Source organism: Methylobacterium sp. AC315, from assembly GCF_979253755.1.
Genome location: NZ_CEEDEA010000006.1, coordinates 165,179 through 191,725, shown reverse-complemented (window position 1 = coordinate 191,725; position 26,547 = coordinate 165,179). Strand labels below are relative to the sequence as shown.

General features: G+C 68.9%; 25 protein-coding genes and 2 tRNA genes. 14 read left to right on the top strand and 13 right to left on the bottom strand.

Going from position 1 to position 26,547, the window contains the following annotated elements:
• Positions 1 to 119 precede the first annotated feature (119 nt).
• The gene (locus AC0IY0_RS13050; RefSeq protein ID WP_147937573.1) at positions 120 to 512 is read left to right on the top strand and encodes a thioredoxin family protein; all 393 of its coding nucleotides are present in this window, start codon (positions 120 to 122) and stop codon (positions 510 to 512) included.
• A gap of 112 nt (positions 513 to 624) precedes the next feature.
• On the top strand, positions 625 to 1,800 hold the full coding sequence (locus AC0IY0_RS13045) for a glycosyltransferase family 2 protein (RefSeq protein WP_147906833.1): 1,176 nt from the start codon (positions 625 to 627) through the stop codon (positions 1,798 to 1,800).
• Here AC0IY0_RS13045 and AC0IY0_RS13040 read toward each other — a convergent pair whose 3' ends face one another.
• From AC0IY0_RS13040 to AC0IY0_RS13030, 3 genes are all read right to left on the bottom strand, one after another.
• Positions 1,801 to 2,757 carry a helix-turn-helix domain-containing protein gene (locus tag AC0IY0_RS13040; RefSeq protein WP_471764008.1) on the bottom strand — a complete coding sequence of 319 codons (957 nt, stop codon included), beginning with the start codon at positions 2,755 to 2,757 and terminating at the stop codon, positions 1,801 to 1,803.
• 215 nt (positions 2,758 to 2,972) lie between these two features.
• Positions 2,973 to 3,929, bottom strand: a complete 957-nt coding sequence (locus AC0IY0_RS13035; RefSeq protein ID WP_147906831.1) for a helix-turn-helix domain-containing protein — start codon at positions 3,927 to 3,929, stop codon at positions 2,973 to 2,975.
• Positions 3,930 to 4,479: 550 nt separating this feature from the next.
• Positions 4,480 to 5,256, bottom strand: a complete 777-nt coding sequence (locus tag AC0IY0_RS13030) for a zinc-ribbon domain-containing protein (protein WP_419830593.1) — start codon at positions 5,254 to 5,256, stop codon at positions 4,480 to 4,482.
• A 238-nt stretch (positions 5,257 to 5,494) separates the two neighbouring features.
• Here AC0IY0_RS13030 and ftsE point away from each other — a divergent pair, with 238 nt between their 5' ends.
• The 3 genes from ftsE to AC0IY0_RS13015 all read left to right on the top strand — a co-directional run bounded on the left by ftsE (position 5,495) and on the right by AC0IY0_RS13015 (position 8,087).
• Positions 5,495 to 6,187, top strand: a complete 693-nt coding sequence (ftsE, locus tag AC0IY0_RS13025) for a cell division ATP-binding protein FtsE (protein ID WP_147906829.1) — start codon at positions 5,495 to 5,497, stop codon at positions 6,185 to 6,187.
• A complete protein-coding gene (locus AC0IY0_RS13020) occupies positions 6,184 to 7,152 on the top strand; it encodes a cell division protein FtsX (RefSeq protein WP_147906828.1) in 969 nt (322 codons plus the stop codon). The genes ftsE and AC0IY0_RS13020 overlap by 4 nt, the downstream gene beginning before the upstream one ends.
• A 152-nt stretch (positions 7,153 to 7,304) precedes the next feature.
• Positions 7,305 to 8,087: a YdcF family protein gene (locus tag AC0IY0_RS13015; RefSeq protein WP_471764006.1), complete on the top strand. Its 783-nt coding sequence runs from the start codon at positions 7,305 to 7,307 to the stop codon at positions 8,085 to 8,087.
• A 225-nt stretch (positions 8,088 to 8,312) separates the two neighbouring features.
• Here the strand turns inward: AC0IY0_RS13015 and AC0IY0_RS13010 are convergent, their stop codons facing one another.
• From AC0IY0_RS13010 to AC0IY0_RS13000, 3 genes are all read right to left on the bottom strand, one after another.
• Positions 8,313 to 8,639, bottom strand: coding sequence for a hypothetical protein (locus AC0IY0_RS13010; RefSeq protein WP_147906826.1), 327 nt, complete (start codon positions 8,637 to 8,639; stop codon positions 8,313 to 8,315).
• A complete protein-coding gene (gene ptsN / locus AC0IY0_RS13005) occupies positions 8,639 to 9,106 on the bottom strand; it encodes a PTS IIA-like nitrogen regulatory protein PtsN (RefSeq protein WP_147906825.1) in 468 nt (155 codons plus the stop codon). Before ptsN ends, AC0IY0_RS13010 begins: the two co-directional genes overlap by 1 nt.
• Before the next feature lie 134 nt (positions 9,107 to 9,240).
• Positions 9,241 to 9,837: a ribosome hibernation promotion factor gene (locus AC0IY0_RS13000; protein ID WP_147853104.1), complete on the bottom strand. Its 597-nt coding sequence runs from the start codon at positions 9,835 to 9,837 to the stop codon at positions 9,241 to 9,243.
• Positions 9,838 to 9,995: 158 nt separating this feature from the next.
• On the opposite strand from AC0IY0_RS13000, the gene AC0IY0_RS12995 reads away from it, so the two are divergent.
• The 7 genes from AC0IY0_RS12995 (at position 9,996) to AC0IY0_RS12965 (ending at position 16,796) form a co-directional block, all read left to right on the top strand.
• Positions 9,996 to 11,573, top strand: a complete 1,578-nt coding sequence (locus AC0IY0_RS12995; RefSeq protein WP_471764004.1) for a glucan biosynthesis protein — start codon at positions 9,996 to 9,998, stop codon at positions 11,571 to 11,573.
• A gap of 38 nt (positions 11,574 to 11,611) precedes the next feature.
• The gene (mdoH, locus tag AC0IY0_RS12990; RefSeq protein WP_471764003.1) at positions 11,612 to 13,795 is read left to right on the top strand and encodes a glucans biosynthesis glucosyltransferase MdoH; all 2,184 of its coding nucleotides are present in this window, start codon (positions 11,612 to 11,614) and stop codon (positions 13,793 to 13,795) included.
• A 193-nt stretch (positions 13,796 to 13,988) separates the two neighbouring features.
• Positions 13,989 to 14,210, top strand: coding sequence for a DUF6894 family protein (locus tag AC0IY0_RS12985; protein ID WP_147906822.1), 222 nt, complete (start codon positions 13,989 to 13,991; stop codon positions 14,208 to 14,210).
• 42 nt (positions 14,211 to 14,252) lie between these two features.
• Positions 14,253 to 15,167 carry a LysR family transcriptional regulator gene (locus AC0IY0_RS12980; protein ID WP_471764001.1) on the top strand — a complete coding sequence of 305 codons (915 nt, stop codon included), beginning with the start codon at positions 14,253 to 14,255 and terminating at the stop codon, positions 15,165 to 15,167.
• A gap of 120 nt (positions 15,168 to 15,287) precedes the next feature.
• A complete protein-coding gene (locus AC0IY0_RS12975) occupies positions 15,288 to 16,034 on the top strand; it encodes an SDR family NAD(P)-dependent oxidoreductase (RefSeq protein ID WP_419830598.1) in 747 nt (248 codons plus the stop codon).
• Between the two features lie 33 nt (positions 16,035 to 16,067).
• On the top strand, positions 16,068 to 16,466 hold the full coding sequence (locus AC0IY0_RS12970; protein ID WP_471764000.1) for a (R)-mandelonitrile lyase: 399 nt from the start codon (positions 16,068 to 16,070) through the stop codon (positions 16,464 to 16,466).
• 171 nt (positions 16,467 to 16,637) lie between these two features.
• The gene (locus tag AC0IY0_RS12965) at positions 16,638 to 16,796 is read left to right on the top strand and encodes a hypothetical protein (protein ID WP_187193372.1); all 159 of its coding nucleotides are present in this window, start codon (positions 16,638 to 16,640) and stop codon (positions 16,794 to 16,796) included.
• An 11-nt stretch (positions 16,797 to 16,807) separates the two neighbouring features.
• On the opposite strand, the gene AC0IY0_RS12960 is transcribed toward AC0IY0_RS12965, so the two are convergent.
• Positions 16,808 to 17,008, bottom strand: a complete 201-nt coding sequence (locus tag AC0IY0_RS12960; protein WP_471763999.1) for a hypothetical protein — start codon at positions 17,006 to 17,008, stop codon at positions 16,808 to 16,810.
• 395 nt (positions 17,009 to 17,403) lie between these two features.
• On the opposite strand from AC0IY0_RS12960, the gene AC0IY0_RS12955 reads away from it, so the two are divergent.
• Entirely contained in the window at positions 17,404 to 19,719 is a 2,316-nt protein-coding gene (locus tag AC0IY0_RS12955) for a Tex family protein (RefSeq protein WP_471763997.1), read from the top strand.
• Between the two features lie 91 nt (positions 19,720 to 19,810).
• On the opposite strand, the gene AC0IY0_RS12950 is transcribed toward AC0IY0_RS12955, so the two are convergent.
• The 3 genes from AC0IY0_RS12950 to AC0IY0_RS12940 all read right to left on the bottom strand — a co-directional run bounded on the left by AC0IY0_RS12950 (position 19,811) and on the right by AC0IY0_RS12940 (position 24,066).
• The gene (locus tag AC0IY0_RS12950) at positions 19,811 to 21,004 is read right to left on the bottom strand and encodes a flagellin N-terminal helical domain-containing protein (protein WP_147906816.1); all 1,194 of its coding nucleotides are present in this window, start codon (positions 21,002 to 21,004) and stop codon (positions 19,811 to 19,813) included.
• Positions 21,005 to 21,672: 668 nt separating this feature from the next.
• Positions 21,673 to 23,760: a tetratricopeptide repeat protein gene (locus AC0IY0_RS12945; protein ID WP_471763996.1), complete on the bottom strand. Its 2,088-nt coding sequence runs from the start codon at positions 23,758 to 23,760 to the stop codon at positions 21,673 to 21,675.
• 219 nt (positions 23,761 to 23,979) lie between these two features.
• Positions 23,980 to 24,066 (bottom strand) — tRNA-Ser (locus AC0IY0_RS12940).
• A gap of 167 nt (positions 24,067 to 24,233) precedes the next feature.
• On the opposite strand from AC0IY0_RS12940, the gene AC0IY0_RS12935 reads away from it, so the two are divergent.
• Positions 24,234 to 24,307 (top strand) — tRNA-Gln (locus AC0IY0_RS12935).
• 19 nt (positions 24,308 to 24,326) lie between these two features.
• On the opposite strand, the gene AC0IY0_RS12930 is transcribed toward AC0IY0_RS12935, so the two are convergent.
• The 3 genes from AC0IY0_RS12930 to AC0IY0_RS12920 form a co-directional block, all read right to left on the bottom strand.
• Complete coding sequence (locus tag AC0IY0_RS12930; RefSeq protein ID WP_471763995.1) at positions 24,327 to 24,464, bottom strand: hypothetical protein; 138 nt, start codon at positions 24,462 to 24,464, stop codon at positions 24,327 to 24,329.
• Between the two features lie 126 nt (positions 24,465 to 24,590).
• Positions 24,591 to 25,859, bottom strand: a complete 1,269-nt coding sequence (gene fabF / locus AC0IY0_RS12925) for a beta-ketoacyl-ACP synthase II (protein ID WP_471763994.1) — start codon at positions 25,857 to 25,859, stop codon at positions 24,591 to 24,593.
• 140 nt (positions 25,860 to 25,999) lie between these two features.
• Positions 26,000 to 26,542 carry a TetR/AcrR family transcriptional regulator gene (locus AC0IY0_RS12920; RefSeq protein ID WP_147906813.1) on the bottom strand — a complete coding sequence of 181 codons (543 nt, stop codon included), beginning with the start codon at positions 26,540 to 26,542 and terminating at the stop codon, positions 26,000 to 26,002.
• Between the last annotated feature and the right edge of the window lie 5 nt (positions 26,543 to 26,547).

Here is a 26,547-nt window from a genome sequence, read left to right as displayed (position 1 = left end):
GTGACGGGGCGGCGGCGCCGGATCCCACCTTCGGCGCCGCGTTCCGGACCCCATCGTGTAACGACACCGGGGAGGACGCCGAAAGACCATCAAGGCCCTGGCGCCGGAGGAAACGCATCATGAAGAGCCGACGCGCCGCGCTTGCGCTCGCCTGTCTCGCCCTCGCGGCTAGCCTGTCGCCGGCTCTTGCCGGTGAGGCGATGCCGTTCTCAGCCGCGTCGTTCGAGGCGGCGCAGAAGAGCGGCAAGCCGATCCTGATCGAAGTCAGCGCCCCCTGGTGCCCGATCTGCAAGACGCAGAAACCGATCCTGGCCAAGCTCGCCTCGGAGCCGCGCTTCAAGGATCTCCAGATCTTCGATATCGATTTCGACAGTCAGAAGGACCTGCTGCGGCGTCTCAATGTGCGGATGCAGAGCACGCTGATCGCCTACAAGGGCGAGACCGAGATGGGCCGTTCGGTGGGCGAGACCCAGCCGGAGTGGATCGAGGGCCTGCTGGAAAAGACGCTCTGACGGATCGATCCCGCCAGAGCTGCCCCTTCCGGTTTCGTTCAGGCAGCGTCGGGCATAGCCGGGCGGCCCGCGTCCGGTCCCGTCCGTGCGGGCTCAGACGGAGACCGACCCGGTGACGCGCACCACCAAGCCAGCCGATGCTACGCCCACCGCGATCATCGCGATCCCGGTGCGCAACGAGGTCGAGCGGATCGAGGCCTGTCTCCAGGCCATCGACGCGCAGGTCGGGCTCGCCCCAGGAAGCCTCGGGCTCGTCCTGTTCCTGAACAACTGCACCGACGGCACCGACGCCCTCGTCGCACGGCTGGCGCCGGCCCTATCGATCCCGGTGCGGGTCGCGAGCGAGGAGTTCTCCGGCGCGCATGCCGGCTGGGCGCGGCGCAAGGCAATGGATCTCGCCGCCGCCTGGCTCGGGGATGCGGGGAATATGGGGATAATCCTGTCAACCGATGCGGATAGCCGCGTTCCGCCGAACTGGGTCGTCCGCAATCGCGCCGCCATCGAGGCCGGCGCCGACGCGGTCGCCGGCCGGGTCGAACTCGACGCCGCGGAAGCCGCGCTCCTGCCGCCGTCCCTCCCTGCCCGCGGGAACCTCGAGGACATCTACGATGCCCTGATCACCGAGGCCGAAGCGCGGATCGATCCGGACCCGAACGACCCGTGGCCCTGCCACCGGACCGCGATCGGCGCGACCCTGGCGGTGACCCGGACGGCCTACCGTGCGGTCGGGGGCATGCCGGAGATCCCGCTCGGCGAGGACGGCGCGTTCATCGCCCGGCTGATCGAGCACGGCCTGCGGGTCCGGCACGCCACCGATGTCTGCGTGACGATCTCGGCGCGGCTCACCGGCCGGGCTCCCGGGGGCGTAGCCGACACGATCCGCTCCCGCTGCGAGGAACCGGACGCCCTCTGTGACGCCCGGATGGAGGTTTTTTCGCGGGTGGTGCGGCGTCATCTCTGGCGGCGGCGGTTCCGGCGTTTGCACGGCACCGGCAGCCTGCGGAGGAGTCTCGCTTGGGCGCAGGCCATCGGAATCGACCCGGCGGAGGCCGGCCGGATCGCTGCGCTCCCCCTCGGTCAGGCCATCGCGGAGGCCGAGCGCGCCAGCCCGCGTCTGGCGTATCGGCCGATCGGTCCCCGTCAGCTGCCGGGCCAGATCCGGCTCGCGCGGGTCGGCATCGTCGGGATCCGCCTGGCGCAGCGCCTCGCGCACCGGGTGCGATCGGTTGCCGGCGAGGCGGCGGCGCCTGGGCGGCCAGCCGCTGATCCGCGCGCTACGCGGATCTGATCATCCGTTCCCTTGGGCGAGGAGATCCCGGGGCGACAGACCGAAGCGCTGCCGGAAGGCCCGGCTGAACGCAGCCGCGTCGGTGAAGCCGCAACTCGCCATGATCGATGCGATCCGGGCGCCCGCCGACCGCATCATGACGATGCGGTCATGGGCGCGGTCCAGCGGCGCGTCGCGGATCGTCGCCGCGATCCCCTCCCCGCCCGAAAAGGCGGCGTAGAGGCGGCTTCGGGAGATCTGCAGGGATGCGGCCAGCGGCAGCGGGCCGAACCCTGGCTCGTGCAGGCAGCGCTGGATGTGGGCGAGGGCCAGGGAGCGCACCGCGTCGACGGACAATTCCCCGTCCTCCGTCGGCCGCCGGCCTTGGACGATGCCGCGGAGGATGTGGAGGGCGCCTTCGATCGCGATACCGGCCTGGGCTTCCGACATGGCGGAGACCGAGGTCGCGAAGGCGTCGAGATGCGCGCTCAGCAGCCCGCGCAACGGCGTGGCGCTCAGCTTCGTGCCGATGAGATCCTGCGGGTTTCCGATCTGCGCCGCAAAGATGGCGCGGGGCACCGAGAGGCGGATCTCATCGTAGCCGATGCTGCTGCCGGCAGTGCCGGGCTTGCCCGTGGCGTGGAAGGCCACGTCGCCGGCGCCCAGGAGCGCGTCGTTGCTGCCCTGCTCGATGAAGCCCCGCCCGCCCGCTACCAGCATGATTGCGATGTCGTCGTGTCCGTCGCGGCCGATATGACGCGCGGTGCGATCCACGCCCACCGGTGCGCTGACGGTGCGCAGCAGCGTCCCCCGCGCGGAGGGCGCGACCATGCGGCTGGCCGAGAAGGGGACGTCCGGATCGAACGGCGTGATGGTCGCGGCACTGAGCACCGCGTCCCGCCAGTACGCGAACGCATGCCTCGGCCCGACGGCATCCGTCGTCTGAAAGAAGATGGGGACCTTCGCCTCGACACTCACGGTGCCCTCGCCTCGCAACGCCCGAACCCGCCCAAAGCCAGCCGCGTAACGCGCGCCCGGCGGCAAGCCTACTCGGCGGTCCGCTATCAGCCCCGCCGACGCAGGAGGCGGCACGTCGTGCCACCTCAAGCCACGCTTCGGTTATGAGCCGGGCCGTTGCCCGCCACGGTGCTCGCCCCACCCTCGCGGTCAGCGTCACGGCGGCCCGGACCCAGTCAGACGACAGTCTGGGCCAGGAGGTCCCGCGGCGAGAAGCCGAAGCGTTGTCGAAAGGCGCGGCTGAAGGCGGCCGGGTCGGTGAAGCCGCAGGTCGCCATGATCGACGAGACCCGGACCCCGGCCCTGCGCATCAGGATGATCCGGTCGTGGGCCCGGTCGAGCCGCGCGTCGCGGATTGTCGCTGCGATCCCCTCCCCCCCTGAGAAGGCCGCGTAGAGGCGGCTGCGGGAGATGCGAAGGTCGGCCGCCAGAGCATCCGGGCCGAACGTCGGATCATGCAGGCGGTGTTCGATCCGCGCCAGCGCCAGGGACCGGAGGGCGTTCGCCGACAATTCGTTGTCCGCCCGGGCATTCTGGCCGTTGATGACACCCCGGAGCAGGTGGAGCGCACCTTCGACCGCGATCCCGGTCTCCGCATCCGACATCGCTTCCACCGACCCCGCGAACGCGCGCAGATACGCCGCGAAGAGTTCGTTCAGCGGGCCGGCGGCGAACTTCCTCGCTGCGAAGTCGTCGACGTTGCCGATATGCGCCAAGAAGGTCGCGCGCGGCACGGCGAGACGGATTTCCTCGTAGTCGGACAGACTCCCGCCGCCGCCCGGCCGTCCCCAGGTCTGGAAGGTGATGTCGCCGGCATTCAGCAGCGCGCCGTTGTTGCCTTGTTCGATGTAGCCGCGGCCGCGAATGACCAGCATGATGCCCATCTCGTCCCGACCGTCGCTGCGGACGTGGTGCGGCTTGCGCTCCAGGCTGAAGGGTTGGCTGATCGTCCGGAAGATCGATCCGTGCCGGGATGCCGCGATCATGCGCGAGGCCGCGAACGGGACCTCCGGGTCGAGTCGCTCCAGGTCGGTGCCAGCCATGACGGTGCTGCGCCAATAGTCGAACGCCTGTTTCGGCTCGACGGCATCCGTCGTTCCAAAAAAGATCGGGACGGTTTTCTTGGCAACCACGGCGGACCCGCCCCACAACCTTAAATTCGAGTATTGGCGATCGCTCGCCGTGCGTCTGCTGACCTAGAGTTTCAGATCCGTTCTCAAGAGGCAATAGGCGAGCAAAATCGTCACTGCGCCGCAGATCACGGCGGAAGGAAACCCTTTCCGGACCTGAAACTCCTTGTCGCGTCAGTTAAAAGTAGACGCAAAACCCTCGACGATTTCCGAAAATCGCCGACCGTTACAGGTCACCGTTGCCGCCCAAATCTCATCACATGGCATCCCTCGTGCGCGTCGCCCGGACGACGAGATCAAGAACAGTGGTCCCTGGCCGCCGCCCGATCCTGTCCGTCGACGCGGCATCGGAGATCGATCTAGCGCCGCCGCAGGCTGTGCGATGTGCGGATCGATCCCGGCTGACGACCGAGAAAGCCATGCGGATGGATTTGACCTGCCGTCCTGCCGAGACGGCAGGTCAATTGCCGCATAGAGAATTCCACGGCGGCATCCCGACGCGCGATGTCGATCGATCCCACTTCCGGCCGACCGGAGCCGGCTTCGATTCGCTTCAGTGGCCGCCGGGCGGAGTTTGGGCGTCATCGCGTGCGGTCTCGGCATCGGCGAAGCGCAGGACCACGGCCCGGCCCGATGCGGGCGGGCTCGTCAGGGTGCCGCGGAACCGCGCGGTCTCGGCCATCCCGAGCACGGCCCGCGGCGGCGCGACCGGGAAGGATCGGATCACGCGTCCGGCGGCGTCGCGGATCTCGGCGCTCAGCGCCGCCACCGGTACGTCGGTCCGGGCGACTCCGACGAGGTCACCCTCGATCACAAGTTCCGCCGGACGGCCATCCTCGGCCGGATTCCTGAAGGCCACGACATCCCGGATCTCGATGCCGCGGAGGTTCACCGGCAAGCCGACCCGGGCGAACAGGGCGGCGGCCTGCGGGACCGCCCGGACCACGCTGGCACGGGCGAGGCAGATCAGAGGCACGGCCGCCAGCAAGGTCAGCCCGACGGCGAGGGATGGCGACAGGCCCTGAACGCTGCGCCAGCCCTTGGCGCGGTCGGCTCGCGGCGATGCGCGCCGGCGGGCTCGTGGTGGCTCAGGCACGTCGGTGGCCGCCCGGACCGTGGCGGAGGCTTCTTGCCAGGCTGCGTCGGCGACCGGATCGGGCTCCGCCTCAGCCCGCTCGGCCAACTCGGCCTCGTGACCGGCCAGTACGTCGGCGGGGGTGATGAACCAGGTTTCGCGGCAGGCGGCGCAGCGGACCGAGCGGCCCTCCATGCCGACCTTGCCGGCATCGAGCCGGTATTCGCTGGCGCAGCTCGGGCAGACGATCAGCATACGCGGGCCATTCGCTCAGGGCGCTCGCCTCCGGTCCGGCGGGCAGGTACCGTTCGGGATCGCATCCCCCGTCCGATCGTCCAGGTTAGAGCCGGACGGCAAAATCAGTTGAGAAAGCGTGGCCGAAGAGGGTTAAGCGTCAGTGAAAGCTGACCGGCCTTGAAAACGCCCGCCCATCCGGCGATTTCGGCACCTTGGATCGGCGAAACCCGGCACGGCTTTGAACGTACAGGCGAGCATGAAGAGCCTGCTGCCCGGCGCGGAGCGGCCGGTGGTGCAGTTCGAGAACGTCGGCATGCGCTACGGCCTCGGGCCGGAGGTGCTGTCGGACGTGAGTTTCCGGATCGCGCCGCGTTCGTTCCAGTTCCTCACCGGGCCGTCGGGCGCCGGCAAGACGACGCTGCTGCGCCTGATCCTGCTGTCGGTGCGCCCGACCCGCGGCCTCGTCTCGATCTTCGGCGAGGAGGTCAGCGGCATCTCCGCGAAGGCGCTTACCGGACTGCGGCGGCGTATGGGGGTTGTGTTCCAGGATTTCCGCCTGCTCGATCACCTCACCACCTACGAGAACGTGGCGCTGCCGCTCCGCGTCCAGGGCCGGTCGGAGACCAGCTACCGCGCCGAGGTGGTGGAGTTGCTGCGCTGGGTCGGCCTCGGGGAGCGCATGCACGCCCTGCCGCCCCTCCTGTCGGGCGGGGAGAAGCAGCGCGCGGCCATCGCCCGGGCGCTGATCGCCCGGCCGGACCTGCTGCTCGCGGACGAACCCACCGGCAACGTCGATCCCGGGCTGGGGCGCCGCCTGCTGCGACTGTTCCTTGAATTAAACAAGCTCGGGACCTCGGTGATCATCGCGACCCACGATTTCGGCATCATGGACGCCGTCGACGCCCGCCGCATGGTGCTGGGCGAAGGCGGGCTGCGGATCGAGGAATGAGCGCCCCCGCGACGGCCCGGCCCAAACCAGCTTCCGCGTCCGGCCCGGCGGATCCGGTCCTGCCCACGGGCCTGCGCCGCAACGCCGCCCTGGTCCCCACCGACACCGCGGCCGGGCGGTCGCTGGCGGCCGTCATCGCGATCCTGACCTTCCTGGCGGGCCTCTGTGCGGGCGCCGCCGAAATCGTCGCCACGAATGCCGGGCAATGGCAGGGCGACGTCGCCCAGGAAGTCACGATCCAGGTACGGCCCGGCCCCGGCCGGGAAGTCGACGCCGACGTCGCCCGGGCCGAGACCATCGCCAAGTCCGAACCCGGGATCGCCGAAGCGCGGGTGTTCTCCAAGGCGGAGGCCGAGCGGCTTCTGGAACCCTGGCTCGGCAGCGGGCTCGATCTGTCGGACCTGCCTGTCCCGCGCCTGATCGCACTCAAGCTCGCCGACAACCGGAGCGCGGACCTGAAGCGCTTGCGTACCCGTCTGACCGAGGCGCTGCCCGGGGTGGCGAGCCTCGACGACCACGCGCTCTGGCTCCAACGGCTCTCGACGGCGGCCAACGCGTTCGTGGGCATCGGCATCGGGATGGTGGTGCTGGTGCTGGTCGCCACCGGTCTAGCCGTCACCTTCGCGACGCGGGGTGCCATGGCGGGCAACCGCGAGGTGGTGGAGGTGCTTCACTTCGTCGGTGCCGACGACGACTACATCGCCCGCGCGTTCCAGCGCCGGTTCTTCGGGCTGGGTCTACGCGGGGGTGCGATCGGTGCCGGCCTGGCGATCCTGGCTTTCGCGATCGCCGGACTGCTGGCCCGGGCGGCCCGGTCCGGCCCGGCCGGACAGGAGGTCGAAGCCCTGTTCGGCGCCGTCCAGGTCGGGCTGCGCGGTTATGCCAGCGTGATCCTGATTGGCGTGATTGCCTCGCTGGTCACGGGGATCGTCTCGCGGATCACCGTCCGGCGCTTCCTGTCCTGACCGCGTAACAACATGGCCATGCAGGGGAAACAGGGGGTCGTGGCAAACCGTTAAGGGTTGGGAAAGGTTATCGCGGCGGTGTGGATGGGGTCGATCGGGCCGCCTCCGGGCCGCCGCATTCGGCGCCGATCCTCCGGAGGATGACCACGCGGATGCAACGCGCACCGGCCCCCTACCCGACCGACGCCCTCGGTTGGGCCTGGAACGAGCGGGTTCTCCCGCGCCGCGGTCCCGCACCGGCGCGGTCGCATCCCCGGCACCGGCTCGCCGTCTGGGTTTGCGGACTTGCCGCCTGCGCCGGCAGCCTGGCCCTCTTCGTCGGCTTCCTGGTCTTCGTCAGCGCGCTGGCCCGGCACGAGCGGAGCCCGGCCGATCGGGCCGACGGGATCGTTGCGTTAACCGGTGGGGTGCAGCGGATCGGCGACGCAATCGATTTGCTGGCCGGCGGCTACGGGCGACGCCTTCTCATCACCGGTGTCAACGAGCGCACGAGCCGCGACGAGATCACCCGGCTGAACCCGACCCAGCGCGCCCTGATCGCCTGCTGCGTCGATCTCGACTACAGGGCCCGCAACACCATCGGCAATGCTATTGAGACCCGTCGCTGGATGCGGGCGCACCGCTTCAACACCGTCGCGGTGGTGACCTCGAACTACCACATGCCGCGCACGCTCATCGAGCTCGACCACGCGCTCCAGGACAGCGACCGCGTCCTGCCGCATCCGGTCGTAACCGAGGGTCTGGATGCCGACCGCTGGTGGCGGAGCCCGCCCACGGCCAGGCTCCTCGCCTCCGAATACGTGAAGTTCCTGGCGAGCTGGGTCCGCACCCGCTTCGAGGACGATCCGGAGCGCTCCCGGGCGGCGATCCTGATCGGCCGCGGCAAACCGGTGAAGATGGTGGCCGAGCCGCTGATGATGCGCGGACTCGATTGAGATTTTCGGATGACGATCCGTCGTCCGATCTACCGAGCCGGCCGTGTCCTAGCGCGGCCCCGCAGGCGAGCCCCCGAATCGGGAGCCGCCGACAGGGCAAGACCTGGATTTATTGTGACCAAGGATCCGTGGCTCCGCTGCGCGGACCCGGACTGACAGGGTCGATGGTCGAGCGAGAGTAGAAGCGGCGACGATAAACCGGGCGCTTAATCGCGAGGCCAGACCTCAATGCGCGCCGCAGCGCGCTTTGATTGCCGCCGAGAACTCTCGGTCCGAGCCTTGCACCTGGGCGAGGCTCCGGGCACGCTCGGAACCCGAGAGGCAGCGTCCGTAAACGCTCGCGACCCGGCGCATCGTGTCGACGTGGCGGCGCCAGATGCGGCAGTTCTTGGCATCGTCGCCATCCGCCTGTTCGAGTTGCTCCAGGGCCTGACGCTGCATCGACTGGGCCACCAGGACATCCCGGCCGCAGGTGGCTTCACCCTGCGCCTGCGCGACGCTGGGCAGCACCCCGAGGATCACCAGGATCGCGGCGACACGGAACATCGGCATCAGGCGGCCTGCGGCGCCGTCGAGCGGGTGAGCAAAGCATAGAGCGCGCTGGCATCGCGGGCGGCGCGGATATGGTTGAGCATGCCGGGCTCGCGAAGAACCCGGGCGACCTGGGCCAGCGCCTTCAGGTGATCGGCACCCGCGCCTTCGGGGGCGAGCAGCAGGAACGCGATGTCCACCGGCTGTCCGTCCAGGGCCTCGAAATCCACCGGGCGGTCGAACCGGGCGAACAGGCCGAACAACCGGTCGAGCCCCGGCAGCTTGCCATGCGGTATCGCCACGCCGTCGCCGATTCCGGTCGAGCCGAGGCGCTCGCGCTGGAGCAGCGTATCGAACACAGGTCGCTCGTCGAGCGCCGGCAGCCGGCGCACGGCTTGCGCCGCGAGCTCCTGAAGCACCTGCTTCTTGGCCCGCGCGCGCAGCGACTGCACGACCGATTCGGGGTCGAGGAATTCCAGAATTGGCATCGATCGACCGTTGCCCCGTCACCCATCCACGTCGGAACGGGCCTCGTCGCCGAGGCGTATCGGATGACGCCCCTGACTATCAATGGGCCGGAGAACGGGCCGGTTCCGGCTCCGTTCCTCCCGGTCCACACACGTCAGTCGACGGCGCCCGGCGGGTCCACCCAGCCGATCGCACCATCGCTGCGCCGGTATACGACGTTGACGCGTCCGGTGCCAGCGTGGACGAACACAACCACTGGGGATCCCGTCATGTCGAGCGCGGTCACCGCCTCGCCGATGGTCCGACGCTGCAGGGTCTTGGTGCTCTCGGCCACGATCGGCGGGTGGGCATCGCCGTCCTCCGGCTCGTCCTCGTCCACCTCGTCCGGCGGGGCGAACACCGCGTAGGCGGCCTCGATCGCCGCGGGATCGTTGGGGCCGGTGGCGTGCTGCTTCAACCGATGCTTGTAGCGGCGCAGGCGCGTCTCGAGCTTGTCGGCGGTCTGCTCGAAGCTCGACCGCGCGTCGTGGGCGACGCCGACCGCCTCGATGGTCAGCCCCGACACGAGGTGCAGGACGCAATCCGTGCGGTAGGCCGTTCCGTCGCGCCGGAGCGTGACGTGGCCGGTGCAGGAATCGCTCATGTGCGAGTCGAGATACTTCGTCAAAGTCGCGGACATCCGCTCATCGACACGGCCGCGCAGACTCTCTCCGAGATCCACGCCGTGGCCTGTGACCCGCAACGATCCCATGCTTCCTCCCCCGTGCGATTCAGTCCCAAGAATTAGAGAGCCGGCTTGCTCTAAGTCAACGGACTCGCGCCCGTTCCGTCGGGGTCGCGGCTTAACCCTGGGTTCAGCCGGCCTCCCGGTATACAGGCACCGTTCCGACACCTGAGATGCAGGCCCGCATGACCACCGCCGACGGATTCGCCGCCGCCCCCACCCGCCGTGCCCTGTTGGCCGGAGCCGTGGGTATCGCCGCGGGATCCCTGCCGGCGATCGCGCGCGCGGCCGAGCCGGCCGGCGCCAACCCGGCGACGACCCTGCCGGGTGCCGGCGCGCCGTTCGAGGCCGGGACCCTCGCCGACATCGCCCGCGCCCGGGCCGCCGCGCCTTACGTGGCGCCGAAGACCGACGACGTGCCGGCGGTGCTGAAGGGGTTGTCCCGGGACGCCTACGAGGCGATCCACCCGGTGCCCGGCCGCGCGGTCTGGGCCGGCCGGGACTTCGGCTACGAGATCGAGCCGCTGCTGCGCGGGTCGATCTTCGACACGCCGGTGTCCCTCTTCGTCGTCGAGAACGGGCTGGTGCAGCCGATCGCCTACGACAGGGACAGCCTGATCGCCGCCAACATCGCCCTGCCGGAGCTGAACGCCGACACCGCCTTCTCGGGGTTCCGCCTGCGCGCCCGCTTCGGCGACGGGACCGAGTTGTCGAACTTCGCGCTGTTCCAGGGCGCCTCGTTCTTCCGCCTGGTGGCCGAGGGCCAGGATTTCGGCATCAACGCCCGGGCGCTCGCCCTGCGACCGGCCGATTCCCGCGGCGAGGAATTCCCGCTGTTCCGCGCCCTGTTCATCGAGGTACCAGAGCCCGGGCGGCCGATCGTCGTCCACGCGCTGGTCGAGTCGGAATCGGCCGCCGCCGCGTTCAAGCTCACGTTGACGCCGGGCCGCGAGGCCTCCGTGGCCGGGATCGACGGCACCGTGTTCGCCCGGGCCGAGCTCGACCATATCGGCCTCGGCGGCATGCAGGGCAGCTACCTGTTCGGGCCGCTCGACCGGCAGAAGGTCGACGACCTGCGCGCCGCCGCCTTCTCGGTGGAGGGGCTGGCGATCCGCAACGGCTACGGCGAGCCGATCTGGCGCCCGGTGCACAATCCCGAGGCGCTGCAGGTCTCGGCCTTCCTGGACCGGGGGCCGAAGGGTTTCGGCCTGATGCAGCGCGCCCGCTCGTACGACGACTTCGAAGACGACCGCCGGCGCTGGGAGCGGCGCCCGTCCCTGTGGATCGAGCCGCAGGACGATTGGAGCGAGGGGGCCGTGACGCTTCTCGAAATCCCGAGCGATTCCGAGCTGAACGAGAACGTGTTCGCCTACTGGCGCCCGAAGGCAAAGCTCGCCAAGGGCGGCGAGATGCGCTTCCTCTGCCGCCAGCACTGGTCCAGGGGATGGCCCGATCCGCTACCCCCCGAACTCGCCCGGGTGAAGGATAGCCGGTGCGGCCACGGCAGCACCGGCAACCGGCGCCTGTTCGCGGTCGATTTCGAGGGTGACGGGCTGACCCGGCCCGAGGAGATCGAGGTGGCGCTCAGCGCCTCCGCCGGGACGATCACCCGGCAGGACCGGTTCTCCTATCCCGAGCGCCGGACCCTGCGGGTGCTGTTCGAGCTCGATCCCGGCAGCGAGCGGGCGAGCGAATTGCGTCTCGGACTCCGGCGCGGCCAGGAGCGGGCCAGCGAGACCTGGCTGTTCCGCTGGACGCCGTAATTTTTCGTCGCCCATCATCCCGAGGATCACACCCGACCGTGCGCCTGGACGAGACCACCACGTTGACGCCGCCCGCATCCAGCCCGGATGCCGGGACCGCGCGCCCCGACAAGATTGCTGCGATGCCGCCCGAGGCGCCCCTGGCGATGCCGGTGCAGGACCTCTCCAGCTGGGACCGCGCGGCCGGCCACCGGCCGACGCGGCCGCAGAAAAGCCCGTGGGCGGCCCGGCTATTCGTGTTCGGCGGCGCGCTGGCGCTGACCGGTTTCGGCGGATGGCAGATGGTCGAGACCGTGTCGGTTTCGGGCAGCCCGACCGCCCTGCAGCTCGTCCTGGTCGTGCTGTTCTGCCTGACCTTCTCGTGGATCGCGCTGGCCTTCACCAACGGGCTGCTCGGCTTCGCGACGCTCCTGCGCCAGCCGCGTCCGGCCCCGGTCCCGACTGCGCTGCACACCCGCACCGCCGTGCTGATGCCGGTCTACAACGAGGCCACGGCCCGAACCTTTGCCGGCGTCGAGGCCATGCGCGAAGCCGTGGAGGCCACTGGCCTGGGCGGCCATTTCGACTGGTTCGTGCTCTCCGATTCGACGCAAGCCGACGCCTGGATCGCCGAGGAGCGCGCCTTCCTCGACCTGCGCCACCGCCTCGGCCCGGATGCCCGGCTGTACTACCGGCATCGGCCGAAGAACCATCACCGCAAGGCCGGCAATATCGGCGACTTCGTCACCCGCTGGGGCGGCCACTACGACCACATGCTGGTTCTCGACGCCGACAGCCTGATGAGCGGTCCGGCCGTGGTGGCACTCGCGGCCGCCATGGAGGCCGACCCGGATTCGGGCATCGTCCAGACGCTGCCGCTGATCATCAACCGCAACACCCTGTTCGCCCGTCTCCAGCAATTCGCCGCCCGGATCTACGGGCCGGTGATCGCCGCCGGGCTGTCTGCTTGGTCGGGTCGCGACGGCAATTACTGGGGCCACAACGCGATCATCCGCACGCGGGCGTTCGCCCAGGCCTGCGGGCTGCCGGACCTGCCGGGCAAGCCGCCCTTCGGCGGCCACATCCTGTCCCACGACTTCGTCGAGGCCGCTCTGATCCGCCGCGCCGGCTGGGCGGTCTACATGCTGCCGCAACTGCCCGGCTCCTACGAGGAGAGCCCGCCTTCATTGATCGACGTGGCGGTCCGCGATCGCCGCTGGGCACAGGGCAACCTGCAGCATGCCCGGGTGATCGGGGCGGCCGGCCTGCACCCGGCCACGCGCCAGCACTTCGCCACCGGTATCGCCGGCTACCTCGCCTCCCCGCTCTGGCTGTGCCAGCTCGTGGTTGGTATCCTCCTAGTCCTGCAGACCGCCACGGAGCGGCCGGACTATTTCGGCGGCGCCGGGTTCTCGCCGGTCTTCCCGCGATTCGACCCCGTTCGCGCACTCCAGCTGTTCGGCTTGACCATGGCGGTCCTGCTGGCCCCGAAGCTCCTGGGCCTGATCGTGGCCCTCCTCGATGGGCCGGTGCGCCGGGCCTGCGGCGGCGCCGGCCGGCTGATCCTGTCGAGCCTGGTGGAGGTCCTGCTGTCGGCCCTGGTGGCGCCGGTGGCCATGGTGATCCAGTCCGGCTCGGTGATGGGCATCCTGCTCGGGCGCGACACCGGCTGGAACCCGCAGCGCCGTGACGACGGCTCGATCCCGATGCGCGACATCGTCGCCCGCCATCGCTGGCATACGGCGCTCGGCCTGGTCGCCGGCATCGCAGCCTTCGCGCTCGCGACCTCGCTGTTCCTCTGGATGAGCCCGACGATCCTGGGCTTGGTCTTGGCGATCCCGATCTCCTGGGCCAGCGGCCAGCTCGGCCTCGGGTTGGCACTCAAGAGCCGTCGTCTGCTCGCGACCCCCGAGGAGGCGACCCCGCCGGAGATCGCCGTCCGGGCCGGCATCCTGGCGGCCCGCAACGCCGCACAGGGCCTCGACGAGGCCGACGCGCTGAGCGCGCTCCACGCCGATCCGGTACTGGCCGAGGCCCATGCCCGCATGCTCCCCGTCGGGCTGTCACGGCCCCGAGGGGCCATCGACCCCGACCAGACCCTGGCCACCGCCAAGATCTGCGAGGCCGCAACCGTGGCGGAGGCTCGGGCCTGGCTGTCTCCGAAGGAACGCACGGCGCTGCTTCACGACCGCGCCCTCCTCGACCGTCTGGTACGTCTGGATCAGGCCAGCACCGGGGAGTGACCGATGGGGCTCTGGAAGGCGGATGCTTCGGGCTTATAGTCCTGAAGCACCCGCCCACAGATACCTATCGCCGCACAGGCGGCGACAACGCGCTGCGTTACTGGTAGCGTCGAGTATCGCCGGCTGACTGCACGAGCGCCGGTGGCTGAGAGACTCGTCTGGACTCCCGCTCGAACTGCACGGGGGTTTGCCGATGCCGCGCTACTACTTTCACTACCAGGATCACGTGACCAGCCTCGATGAGGACGGTCTGGAGCTTGCGGACCAGCACGCAGCTCGCGTCCAGGCGGTGGTCGCCGCCGCCGAAATGCTGAAGGATCTCGGCGGGACATTCTGGGACAGCCCGAATTGGCGGTTCTGGGTCACGGACGAGAGCGGTGCGGAGGTGTGCGCCCTGCGGATCGCGCCCGGCTAGAACCGTTCTCGAACGGTGGCCGCAGGCCTTCGGGACAAGACGATGCGGATCAATCGGACCGATCTCGCCGACCTTGGAACCTTCGTCGCCATCGCGCGCCACCGTAGCTTCAGACGGGCGGGCCTCGCGCTTGGCGTCAGCGCGTCTGCCTTGAGTCACGCACTCAAGGCGATGGAGGCACGCCTCGGCGTGCGCCTCGTCAACCGCACCAGCCGGAGCGTGACCCTGACCGCGGCTGGAGAGGATCTGCTCGCTTCGCTGGACGCACCGTTCGCGGCGATCGGAAGCGCCCTCGACGTGCTCAACCGGCACCGTGAGCCGACCGAGGCCACGGGGCGGATCCGCCTCAACGTGCTCGAACATGCGAGCACGCTCCTGCTTGCCCCGGTTCTACCCCTGTTCCACGCGCGTCATCCGCAGGTGGAGATCGACGTCCGGGTGTCCAACGAGCTGCTCGACGTCGTGGAGACCGGGGCCGATGCGGGCATCCGCTATGGCGGAACGGTGCCCCAGGACATGGTCGCGCAACGCCTGTCGGCCGATCTGCGCTGGGTGGTGGTCGGCGCTCCTGGCTATCTCGACCGGCACGGAACGCCCGATCATCCGTCCGACCTCTTGGCACACCGGTGCCTGCGCATTCGCCTCGGCGACGAGAGCCTCTACCGGTGGGAGTTCGAGAAGGGGTCCGAGGCGTTCGCGATCGACGTTCCGGGCGTGGTGACGATCGACAACACGCACTTCGCCCTCACGCTCGCGGTGGCAGGTGGTGGCCTCGCGTATCTTCCAGAGCCCTGCGTCGGACCCGCCGTGGCCCGAGGCGAGCTGCGGATCGTGCTGGCGGACTGGGTCCCGACGGGTGCGGGCTTCCACCTCTACTATCCCGGACGCCGCCAGCTCCCGACTGGATTGCGGCTCCTCCTGGACCTGATCCGCGCAGTGAAACCGCTCGGCCTGTAGAGGCCGCGCCGCCCGGCGATGAGTTCGACTCATCGTTCCGATGAGGAAGGGACGGCTGACCGGCGACCCGCGCGGGGTCTAGGTCAGGCACCTCATCGAGGTCAGCGGAAAGATCGAGACATGCGCCGTTTCACCGGAAAGGTCGCCTTCATCACGGGTGCTGCCAGCGGCATCGGCCGCGCCGCCGCGCTCGCCTTTGCGCAGGAGGGCGCGCGCGTCGCGATCACCGACCGCATGGAGGCTCCGCTGGAACAGGTTCGCGGCGCAATCGAAGCGGGCGGCGGCGAAGTGCTGGCGATCCGGTGCGACGTGTCAGTGCCGGAGGACGTGGAAAACGCGGTGGCCGGCACGGTCGAGCGGTTCGGCCGGCTCGACTGCGCCTTCAACAACGCGGGCGTCGAGAACACGGCCGCTCCGGTCCACCGGATCGACCTCGACGCGTGGGACCGGATCCTCGCCATCAACCTGCGCGGCACGTTCATGTGCATGAAGCAGGAGATCGCGCAGATGCTGCGCCAGGGCGGCGGCGTGGTGGTCAACACCGCGTCCGGCGCGGGCATCCGGGGCGTCGCGGGTGGGGCGAGCTACGCCGCGTCCAAGCATGCTTTGATCGGGCTGACCAAGTCGGCCGCCCTCGATTACGCGAAATCGAACATCCGGGTGAACGCCGTCCTGCCTGGGAACATCGAGACGCCGATGATGGACCGTTTCACCGGTGGCGATATCCAGAAGGCAATCGACCTCGAGCCGGTCGGGCGGCTCGGCAAGCCTGAGGAGATCGCGGAAGCCGTCCTGTGGATGTGCTCCGACCTCGGCGCGTTCGTGACCGGTGCGTCGATTTCCGTCGATGGCGGTTGGTCGCTCTGAGGAACGGTTTCGAGACGACGGAGGATCGATCGAATGGACATCAAGCGCAGCGGAAGCCAGCCTTCGGGCCCGGGACCCTCCGAGTGGTTCACCGGGACGGTACGGATCGACCCACTCCACAATGCGCCCGATCCCGCACGCGTCGCCATGGCGAGCGTGACCTTCGAGCCGGGTGCGCGGACCGCGTGGCACACGCACCCTCTCGGCCAGACGCTGATCGTGACTTTCGGGCGCGGTTGGGTCCAGCGCGAGGGCGGTCCCATCGCGGAGGTCGCGCCGGGCGACGTTGTCTGGTTCGAGCCCGGTGAGAGGCACTGGCACGGTGCCACGGCGACGACGGCGATGACCCATATCGCCATCCAGGAGCGGCTGGACGGTCAGGCCGTGACGTGGCTGGAACAGGTGAGCGACGACACGTTTCACGGCTCGTGACGCGGTAGCCCGCATCACGGTCGGAGGCACTTGCAGTGGAGCGCCCACTCCGACCCGCTCGCCGACGCAGGACCGCGCCCCACATCCGCGGCGGCACATTCGGAATGGCCCGCGTGAGGGCTGATTAACCATTCAGGACCTAGGGTCGGGTCAGCCCAAACGGAGCTGTCCATGACTCTGGTGTTCGCGATCCTCCTGCTGCCCCTGGCCCTCGCCATCGTGCTGGCCCGGGGAGAGCCGGTGCGCACCATCAGCTGCCTCGGCGCCATGGGCGTTGGCTGCTTCATCGCCTGCTGGAGCGTGATGGGATTGCTGCGTCACCGCGCCTGACGCCCGGCGCGCTACAGGAAGCCGCCGGACCGGGGAGCGCCGGCGAGATGCCGCCCGGCCCGGGCCACGAGCTGGGCGAACGCCATCGCGGCCGCCGTGGCCTGCGCCTGAGACGGGAAGTCCCGCCGCGACTCGGCCACGGGCTCCTCGGTCTCGTCCATGAGAACCCAGGTCCACTGCGTCCGGTCGGTGGCGCGAATCTCGAAGCGCACGGGCTGCTCGCCAGTCCAGAACAAGCGGACCCGATTCCGGCACCAATCGACGACGGGGTGATGACGGGTTGCGGCGGATCAATGGACGACCGGGTCAGCCTCATACCTTGGGTCATCCGCAGCGCCATCGGAGATGTTTTCGCGGCGACGGCGCTGGACATGTTTCGGGATACCGTAGAGCCGCTGCCACTCTGCCGTTCGATCGCAAAACCATCGTCGTAATCACGCGTCCCGAACTTGATCCCCCCCTTCGGCGCGGGTGTGCCCCGATGGCGGGGCACACCCTTAAAGACCGTCAGAGCCGCGGCCGATGAAGGCAGGCGCCTGCCCGGCACCTTGCATCCGACCGCGCGGCGGCTATGGCAGGGCCCCGCCCTTCGCCCGCCGGAGCCCGCATGACATCCGTGAACGCGCTGATCGCCCAGGAACTCGGGGTCGGGGAGGCGCAGGTCGCCGCAGCCGTGGCGCTCCTCGACGGCGGTGCGACGGTTCCGTTCATCGCACGCTACCGGAAGGAAAATACCGGGGGGCTCGACGACACGCAGTTGCGCAAGCTCGACGAGCGGCTGGTCTACCTGCGCGACCTCAACGACCGCCGGGCCGCCATCGTGGCGAGCGTGCGCGCCCAGGGGAAGCTGACCCCGGCGCTCGCCGCCGCCCTCGACGCTGCCGACACCAAGGCGCGCCTCGAAGACCTCTACCTGCCGTTCAAGCCGAAGCGCCGCTCCAAGGCGCAGACGGCCCGGGAGGCCGGGCTCGAGCCTCTGGCCCAGACCCTGCTGACCAAGCCCGACACCGCCCCCGAGCGCGCAGCTGCGGCGTTCGTGTCCGCCGAGACGGGCATCGCCGACACCGAAGCCGCCCTGGAGGGCGCCAGGGCGATCCTGATCGAGCACCTCGCGGAGGATGCCGATCTGGTCGGCCGCTTACGCGCGGATTTCTGGCGGAGCGGCCAGCTAACGTCGAAGATCCGCAAGGGTAAGGCCGCGGAAGGCGCGAAGTTCTCGGATTACTTCGAATGGAGCGAGCGCCTCGAGCGGATGCCTTCGCACAGGATCCTGGCGATCTTTCGCGGAGAACGTGAGGGCATCCTGGACGTCGCCCTCACCGCCGACGGTGAGGAATCTGAGCCCGGCCGCCCCGGCCCGTTCGAGACCGCGATCTGCAGCCGGCACCGCATCGCCGCGCGGGGCCGGCCGGCCGATGCCTGGCTGCTGGACGTCGTGCGGGTCGCCTGGCGCACCAAGATTCGCACCGGGATCAAGCAGGATCTGCGGACCCGACTGTTCGAGCGCGCCGAGGACGAGGCCGTGAAGGTCTTCGCCGGCAATCTGAAGGATCTTCTGCTCGCAGCCCCCGCGGGCGGCCGGGCGACATTGGGGCTCGATCCGGGCTACCGGAACGGCGTGAAGGTCGCGGTCGCGGACCGGACCGGGCGAATCGTGGCGGTGGAGACCACCTATCCGCACGAGCCGCAGCGGCGCTGGAAGGAGGCGGTCGCGAGCCTCGGACGCCTCTGCCGCACGCACAAGGTCGAGTTGATCGCCATCGGCAACGGCACAGCTTCCCGGGAGACCGAGCGGCTCGCCTCCGAGATCGTGGCGGCCAATCCTGACCTGACGCTCGCCAAGGTCACGGTGTCGGAGGCCGGCGCCTCGGTCTACTCGGCCTCGGAGATCGCCTCACGGGAACTGCCCGACCTCGACGTGTCCCATCGCGGCGCCGCGTCGATCGCCCGCCGACTGCAGGATCCCCTCGCCGAACTGGTGAAGATCGACCCGAAATCGATCGGAGTCGGGCAGTACCAGCACGACATCAGCGAGACGAAGCTGTCGCGGCAGCTCTCGGCGGTGGTCGAGGACGCGGTGAACGCGGTGGGCGTCGATGTGAATACCGCCTCCCCGGCCCTGCTCGCGCAGGTCTCCGGCCTCGGTACGTCGATGGCCGACAGGATCGTGGCGCATCGCGACGCGAACGGCGCGTTCCGGACGCGCACGGCGCTCAAGGCGGTCCAGGGTCTCGGACCCAAGACGTTCGAGTTGGCTGCCGGCTTCCTACGCATCCAGGGCGGGGACGATCCCCTCGATGCCTCGGGCGTCCATCCGGAATCCTACCCGGTGGTGCGGCGGATTTTGCAGGCGACCAAGAGCGACATCCGGGTGCTGCTGGGCAATGCCGCGACCCTGAGCCAGCTTTCCCCCGAAACCTTCGCGGATGCGCGCTTCGGCACCCCCACCGTGCGCGACATCATCAGCGAGCTGGAGAAGCCCGGCCGCGATCCGCGTCCGGCCTTCCGGACGGCGAGCTTCGAGGAGGGCGTCGAGAGCATCGGCGACCTCCGCCCCGGCATGCAGCTCGAAGGCGTCGTTACGAACGTCGCGGCCTTCGGCGCCTTCGTGGATATCGGCGTCCATCAGGACGGTCTCGTCCACATCTCCGCGATGGCGCGCCGTCGCATCGCCTCTCCTACCGAGGTGGTCCGGACCGGCGAGGTAGTCCGGGTGCTGGTGCTCAGCGTCGACGTTCCGCGCAAGCGCATCGCCCTGTCGATGCGGCTCGATGATCCGATCGAGCCCGGCCCGCCGGTGCGGCGTCCCAGCGATCCGTCGCCGGACCCGAAGCGGATGCGCTCCGGTCCGCCCGTGGAGACGGGCGGCGCCCTCGCGGACGCGCTCCGCCGGGCGGGGGCGACACCCGGCAAGCGAACCTGACGTCGTCCGCATCCGGACAGAACCGGACGCGGTACAAACGGAAACGGCCGGGGCGAGGCCCCGGCCGTTCCGATCGTGCGTGAGACGAGGCTTACCGCAGGAGCTGCAGGATGCCCTGCTGCGCCTGGTTCGCCAGCGACAGGGCCGAGATGCCCAGCGACTGACGGGTAGACAGGGCCTGCGAGTTCGCAGCCTCCTGGTTCAGATCAGCCGAGGTCAGGTTCGACGCGCCGGTATCGAGCACGTTGATCAGGTTCTTGCTGAAGTCCTGACGGTTCTGCACCACCGACAGGTTCGAACCGAAGGTCGAGGCGTCGGTACGCAGCTGGCTGGAGGCGGTCGTCAGCTTGCCCAGCGTCGTGTTGATGTCGGAATTGAGCAGGAAGTTGCCCTGCCCGATCGTCGACGTCTTCGCCGAGCTGCTGGTGATCGAGGTCAACCCCAGACCGCTCGAGGTCTCGTCGGTCGCGCTGACCGTGAGGTTCGAGTTGCCCTTCGGGTTGAAGTTGATCGTCAGGTTGTTGTTGTCGCCCTTGCCGTTGATTAGGTTCGTGCCGTTGAAGCTCGAATCGCCGGCCAGCTGATCGATCTGGGTCAGCAGGCTGTTGTACTGCGAGGCGAGCGTCGCCCGGGCCGTCACACCCGACACGCTGAGGTCCGAGCTCTGGCCGGCTGCGGCGGTGGTGCCGTAGGTCGGGCCGGAGGACGCCGTGCCGCCCGAGAAGCCGAGTGCGGTCTGGTCGGCCGAAGTCTTGAATTCCACGTCCGAGGACGCGTTCATCACGATCTTGGTGCCGTCCGTGCTCTTCGAGAAGCTGCCGGCGCCGACCGCGGTGTTGAGCTTGGTCAGGGCCTGGTCGAGGGTGTCGGTCGAGGCCAGCGCGACGGTGGTCGCGGAGCCGTTGACGTAGAGGTTCAAGGTGGTGGCGGCGGCTGGGGCCGAGTAGGCAGTCGAGGCGGTACCGGTGGTGGTGATCTGGGTGGACAGCGCCTGGTTGGCGACCGACTTGGCCTGATCGACCAGCTTCTGGATCGAGGTGATGCCCTGGTTGGCGGCCTGGATCGACTGGATCCCGTTCGAGATACCGTCGAGCAGGTTGCCGAGGTCACCCGAGCGCTGGCTGAGGGACTGCGAGGTGAAGAAGCTCACCGGGTTGTCGAGCGCCGAGGAAACCTTCAGGCCGGTGGAGAGCCGGTTCTGGGTGGTCGCGGTCAGCGAGGCCGTATCCTGCAGCGAGAGCAGGTTCTGGCGGGTGGCGGCGGTGAGGGTGACGTTGGAAGACATCGGGACGATCCTTTTGATCGAGAAGCCGTCTTATTGGCGGCTCCTGCGATCTATCGTCCAATCGCTTGCCGAGCAATTAATTCGATCTCTGAAAAAATGTTTCCGTGCGGCATGGTTAAAAATATTGATCCGACACTGATCAAACGCACTGTTTTTGGACCAACAGGTCGAATACTTTGGCCTGCAGAACCAAATATCGAAATCGTTACGGTGAAACGCACTTCTTTCTAGCAGTTATTTTCACAGTAGCATTTGTTTTCGCAAATCGATACGGCGCAGCCCAATTCCGTCCTTGTTCTGGATACCATTCCCAGAGCATCGAAAATCCAAACGTCGGCTCCTGGTGCTCTGGGGGTCACGGTCGTGCTGTCGTGAGCCATTGCCGGCTCGTCCAAACAACCGGCAGTGCAAGGCCTGCGCTTCCAACAGTTCGATCTCCGAGCGCTCGCCGCTCAGGTGGATACCGGTTCGGCGTCAGGCAGCGCATCGAATCCGAGACTTGGAGCCGCGCGCGGAGGCACTCAGCCTCGCATAGGGGAACCAATTCATTGCGCCCATCGCAACAGCGCAGGACGGGAGGGCGCCACGTCGCAGCGCAGCCATCACGCGGGGCCCGGAGACCCGGATCGTCAGCCGGCTATCGGCGAAGCCCGGTCCCGAGTGTACGATCAGACCTGCGCGCCGGAAAGCCAGCAGCGCCACATGCCCCGGAACGCCACCGCGACATCCTCGGCCAAGCTGGCGTGGTCCATGAGCGCGCTGCCGTGCAGACGCTCGCGAAGCCCGCTCCGGATCCCGCGAAGGCGCTCCGGATCCGTGGCCAGATCCCGGGCGATCGCGACGTAGGCGTCCTCGGTGTCGGCGATCAGATCGGGAAGGTCCATCGCCGTGAGCACCGAAACGCCCGTGCGTGCCGCCGCGTGTGCGCCACGCAGGGTCACGAACGGCACCCCCATCGACAGGGTGTCGTAGCTCGTCGTGCCGCCGTTGTAAGGGTACGGATCCAGGGCGATATCCACCCGGTGGTAGAGTTCGTGGTAACCGGTGTTGACCCGAGGCTGGAAGACCACCCGATCGAGGGGCATCCCCGCCGCGGCGAGGCGCGTATCGACCGCCTCGCGGACTTCCGCGGTTCCGATATCGCCCACCACCATGAACAGACGCGCGTCAGGCACCGCCAGCAGGATGTCGGCCCAGGTCTTCAGGGCCGCGTCGCACACCTTGGTCAGGCGGTTGAAGCAGCCGAAGGTGATGTATCCCGCATCCTCGAAAGGCGCGCTCTCGCGGACGGGCGGCAGGTCGTCGACGCCCCTATAGGTCGCCGTCACTCGCGGCAGGCGCCAGAGCCGCTCCGCGTGCAGGGGCTCGGCTAGGCCGGGCGGGTCCGTGATCGGGTCGGTCATGCGGTAGTCGATGGCCGCCAGCCCGGTGGTGCCGGGATGCCCGATCCAGGTCGCCTGAACCGGCGCGGGCTTGCGCGCGAACACGAGCAGACGGTTGCCGGCGCTGTGCCCGGAGAGATCGACCAGGATGTCGATGGCGTCGGCCTCGATCCGGTCGGCCGCAGCGTCGTCGTCCAGGCAGGCGAGGTTAGTCCAGCCGTCGAACAGCGGCTTGAGTCGCTCGGAAATCGCGTCCTCGCTCGCGTGGGTCATGTAGGCCTGTATCGAGAAGGCCTCCCGGTCGACGGCGCGCAGGTAGGGCTCGAAGAAGCGGACCAGGGCGTGGTTGCAGAGATCACCCGAGACGAAGCCGATGCGCAGCCGGCGCTCCGGGTCGCGATCGTTGGCGAAGGGGCGGCGGCGCAGCAACGGATCCGCGTAGCGGCGGCCATAGGCCAGCGCATCGTCGGCGTATTCCGTGAGCGGGATATCCGCCGCGTAGAGCTTGGCGAACAGGCGGTTGGAGGCGACGAACAGCTTGGACGGGTCGAGATCGAGGGCGCGGTCGAACGCCTCCACGGCCTCGCCCAGGCGCCCGAGGGCTAGCAGAGCACTGCCGCGGTTGCTGTGCGCGCCGGCATTCTCGGGCTCCAGCACGATCGCCCGCTCGGCATGCCGCAGGGCTTCGCCGTAGCGGAAGCGCCGCTGGTAGACGCCAGCGATGTTGGCATGCGCGATCGCGAGATCGGGATCGAGCTCGAGGGCCTTCTCGAGCGCCGAGATGGCGCCGTCATGGTCGCCGCGGTTGGTCAGCACGGAGCTGAGCCCGCTGAAGAACAGCGGGTTCTCCGGCTCGCGGTAGAGCGCGATGCTGATCAGGTCGTAGGCCAGCTCGGGCCGGTTCGTCCGGGCCGCGATGGCGCCGGCGAGATAGGTTGCGTGCGCGTGGCTGTCGTCGAGGAGCAGAACCAGGTCGAGCAGGGCCTCCGCCGGCAGGAACTCGCCGTGATCGTAGCGGATCTGCGCCGCCGCGAAGGTACGCTCCAGGAACGCCGCGATGAGCGGCTGCGCCTCGGGCCCGAAGCCTTGCGCCTTGTAGCGCTCCAGGATCGCGCGCGCATCGGGCTGCCGTTCGACGGCCAGCAGCGCGGTGGCGAGCGCCAGCCAGTAGCCCGGTCGCTCCGGGGCGCCCCGCAGCGCCGTGACGAAATGGGCCACAGCCTTCTCGGGCGTGCGGCTGGCGGCGATCTGGCCGAGTTCGTAATGCGCTTCGGGATGGTTCGGCTCGGCATCGAGCAAACGGCGCAGGCTCGACTCGGCCCGATCGAAGCGCCCTGACGCGCGATGGTCCCGAGCCTTCGTGAGGCTGCGCATGGCAGCCGCCCCCGACGCAGCACCGCGTGCCCGCCCGCCATACTGATCGAGCATTCCGCGCCCTCCCGTCGCGCGGAGATTGCGAATGCATCCTTAAGGGCGCGTAAATCCGAGGCTGGACTTCGTTATCATGCGCATCGGACCACTTTGGATCCGCCGCGCGAGCCGACGCACCGTATGTCCAGAGCGGCGAAACCGCTTCGCAGGAAGGCGCGGCGGCGGAAGGGGTGGGATTCGAACCCACGGTAGAGTTGCCCCCACGGCGGTTTTCAAGACCGCTGCCTTAAACCACTCGGCCACCCTTCCAGGCCGCGCCTGCGGCCCCCCGGTTATGGCTGCCCCGGGCGCCGCGTCAACCGCAGAACGAGCGGTTGACCTGTCACCGCATTCCGCCTATCTCACCGCCCACGCCCGAGCCGCCACGTCGGCGCGGACGCTGTTCGGTCGTGCCGACCTTGGGCCGACCGACGCGATGGGGGATAGTTTAACGGTAGAACGGTGGACTCTGACTCCTCTAGTCCTGGTTCGAATCCAGGTCCCCCAGCCATCGAATTCAACCCGCCCGGTCAGTGACTTGGCGGGTTTTTCGTTGCCTGAATGCGCTCAGCAACCGGTTTTTCACGATGTGCGGGCTTGCCAAGGCCTGCAGCGCAACGCAGGCCGATTTGCGCGCGATACGGATGAAACACGAAGTCCTTGTTCATGGAGCCTCGCTCCCCGGCGACAGCACCGCAGAACCCGTAGACTTCGTCTAAATTTATTCGAGATTGGAATAAGTTCCAAACACCCGTGTATGTCCTCGTCGTTTACTAGTATCCGTGAATCGATTTTCAAAGAGCGTTCATCCGCTTCAGGATGATGCTGGCGTTGACACCCCCGAACCCGAAACCGTTCGAAAGCGCGTAGTCCACAGAGGCTCGCCGAGCCTCCGGTCCGATGAGGTCCAGGCCTGACGCGCCCGCGTCGGGATCGGTCAGATTGAGGGTGGGCGGCAAGACGCCCTCGCGCAATGCCTGCACCGTGATGAGCGCCTCCAGACCGCCGGCGGCGCCGAGGAGGTGGCCGGTTGCGGACTTCGTCGAGGAAATGGCCGGACCGTCCTCGCCGAAGACGGACCTGAGCGCCGCCAGCTCCCCCGAATCGCCGACCGACGTCGCGGTCGCGTGCGCGTTGACGTAGCCGATGGCGGCGGGTTCCAGCCCTGCCATGGCCAGGGCCGTGGTGATCGCCTGGCGGGCGCCGCTGCCATCCGCGGGACCGGCGGTGAGGTGGTAGGCGTCGGCGCTTGTGCCGTACCCGACCAGTTCGGCCAGCGGGACGGCGCCACGCGCCTGCGCGTGCGTCAGAGTTTCCAGCACGAGGATGCCGGCGCCCTCACCCATGACGAAGCCGTCGCGTCTTTGGTCGAAGGGCCGCGACGCGGCGGCTGGCGTGTCGTTGAACGCCGTCGAGAGGCTGCGCGCCGCGGCGAAGCCGCCGAGCGCGACGCGTGTGACGCAGGCCTCGGTACCGCCACAGACGACGACATCGGCGTCGCCGGCACGAATCAGGCGCATCGCATCCCCGATGGCTTGGACGCTCGCCGCGCAGGCGGTGACGGGAGCCCCGAGCGGTCCCTTGAAGCCATAGCGGATGGAGACATGGCCGGCGGCCAGGTTGACCAGGAAGGCCGGCACCGTGAACGGCGACAGGCGCTGCGCGCCGCGAGTGCGCACGGTCTCCACAGCGTCCGTGATGGTCTGGAAGCCTCCGATGCCGGAGGCCACGATGGTCGCGGTGCGGACGCGCTCCCACTCGCTGGAGGGTTTCCAGCCCGACTGCCGAAGGGCCTGTTCCGCGGCCGTCAACGTGAACTGGATGAACCGGTCCATCTTGCGGAGGTCCTTGACCGGGATGAGGGCGCCCGGATCGAACCCGTCCGGATCCTCGTCCCGGGACGGCACGAGCCCGGCGACCTTCGCGTCGATGTCGGGGACGAGGTCGTCCGGCAAGCGCCGAACACCGGATTCGGATCCGACGAGCCGGCGCCACATCCCTTCGACGCTGCAGCCGAGCGGGGAGACGACGCCCATTCCCGTGACCACGATTCGTTCGCGCATCGTTATCCTCTGGCGGAGTCCTGGGTACGCCGCGGACGTCGCGCGGCACCTGCGGGTCCGGCCAGGACCGGCGCGGTCGCGCGTTCAGGCGATGAGGACGCACTCGCAAAAAAATGCGGGCCGTCCCGGCCTGGCCGACGTTATCCGGTGACGGCAGCCTGCGCTGCCCGGATCAGTTCGCTCGCGAGAGCCTCGTCGTCGACTGCTCGCGCCAACACGACGGCACCGACGATCGTCGACAGCGTCGCCAGGGACCGTTGCCTGCGGCGCTCCTTGGCTCCCCTGGGCGTAAGGCCTGCGAGGATGGTGGCCATGCGCTCGACGCCCTGGGTGAACCGCGCCCGGACAGGACCGCCCCGCGGCTCCCGGGCCACGTCGTTCGCCAGGGCCGCGAGAGGGCATCCCATACCGGGTGACCGGACATGCGTGAGGGACAGGTAGTTGGCGATGAGGGTGTCGAGGCTCCCGCGGTATTCCTCGTCGAGCGCGCTGTCGAACGCCTCCGCGGCAAGGGCCTCCTTGTTGGAGAACTGACCGTAGAACCCGCCATGGGTGAGGCCGGCCGACGCCATGATGTCGGCGACCCCGACGCCATGGAGGCCGCGTTCCCGGAACAGCGACGCAGCGACCTCGACGACGCGGCGGCGGTTGAGCTTGGCCTGCTCTTGGGAAACTCTGGGCATGACCT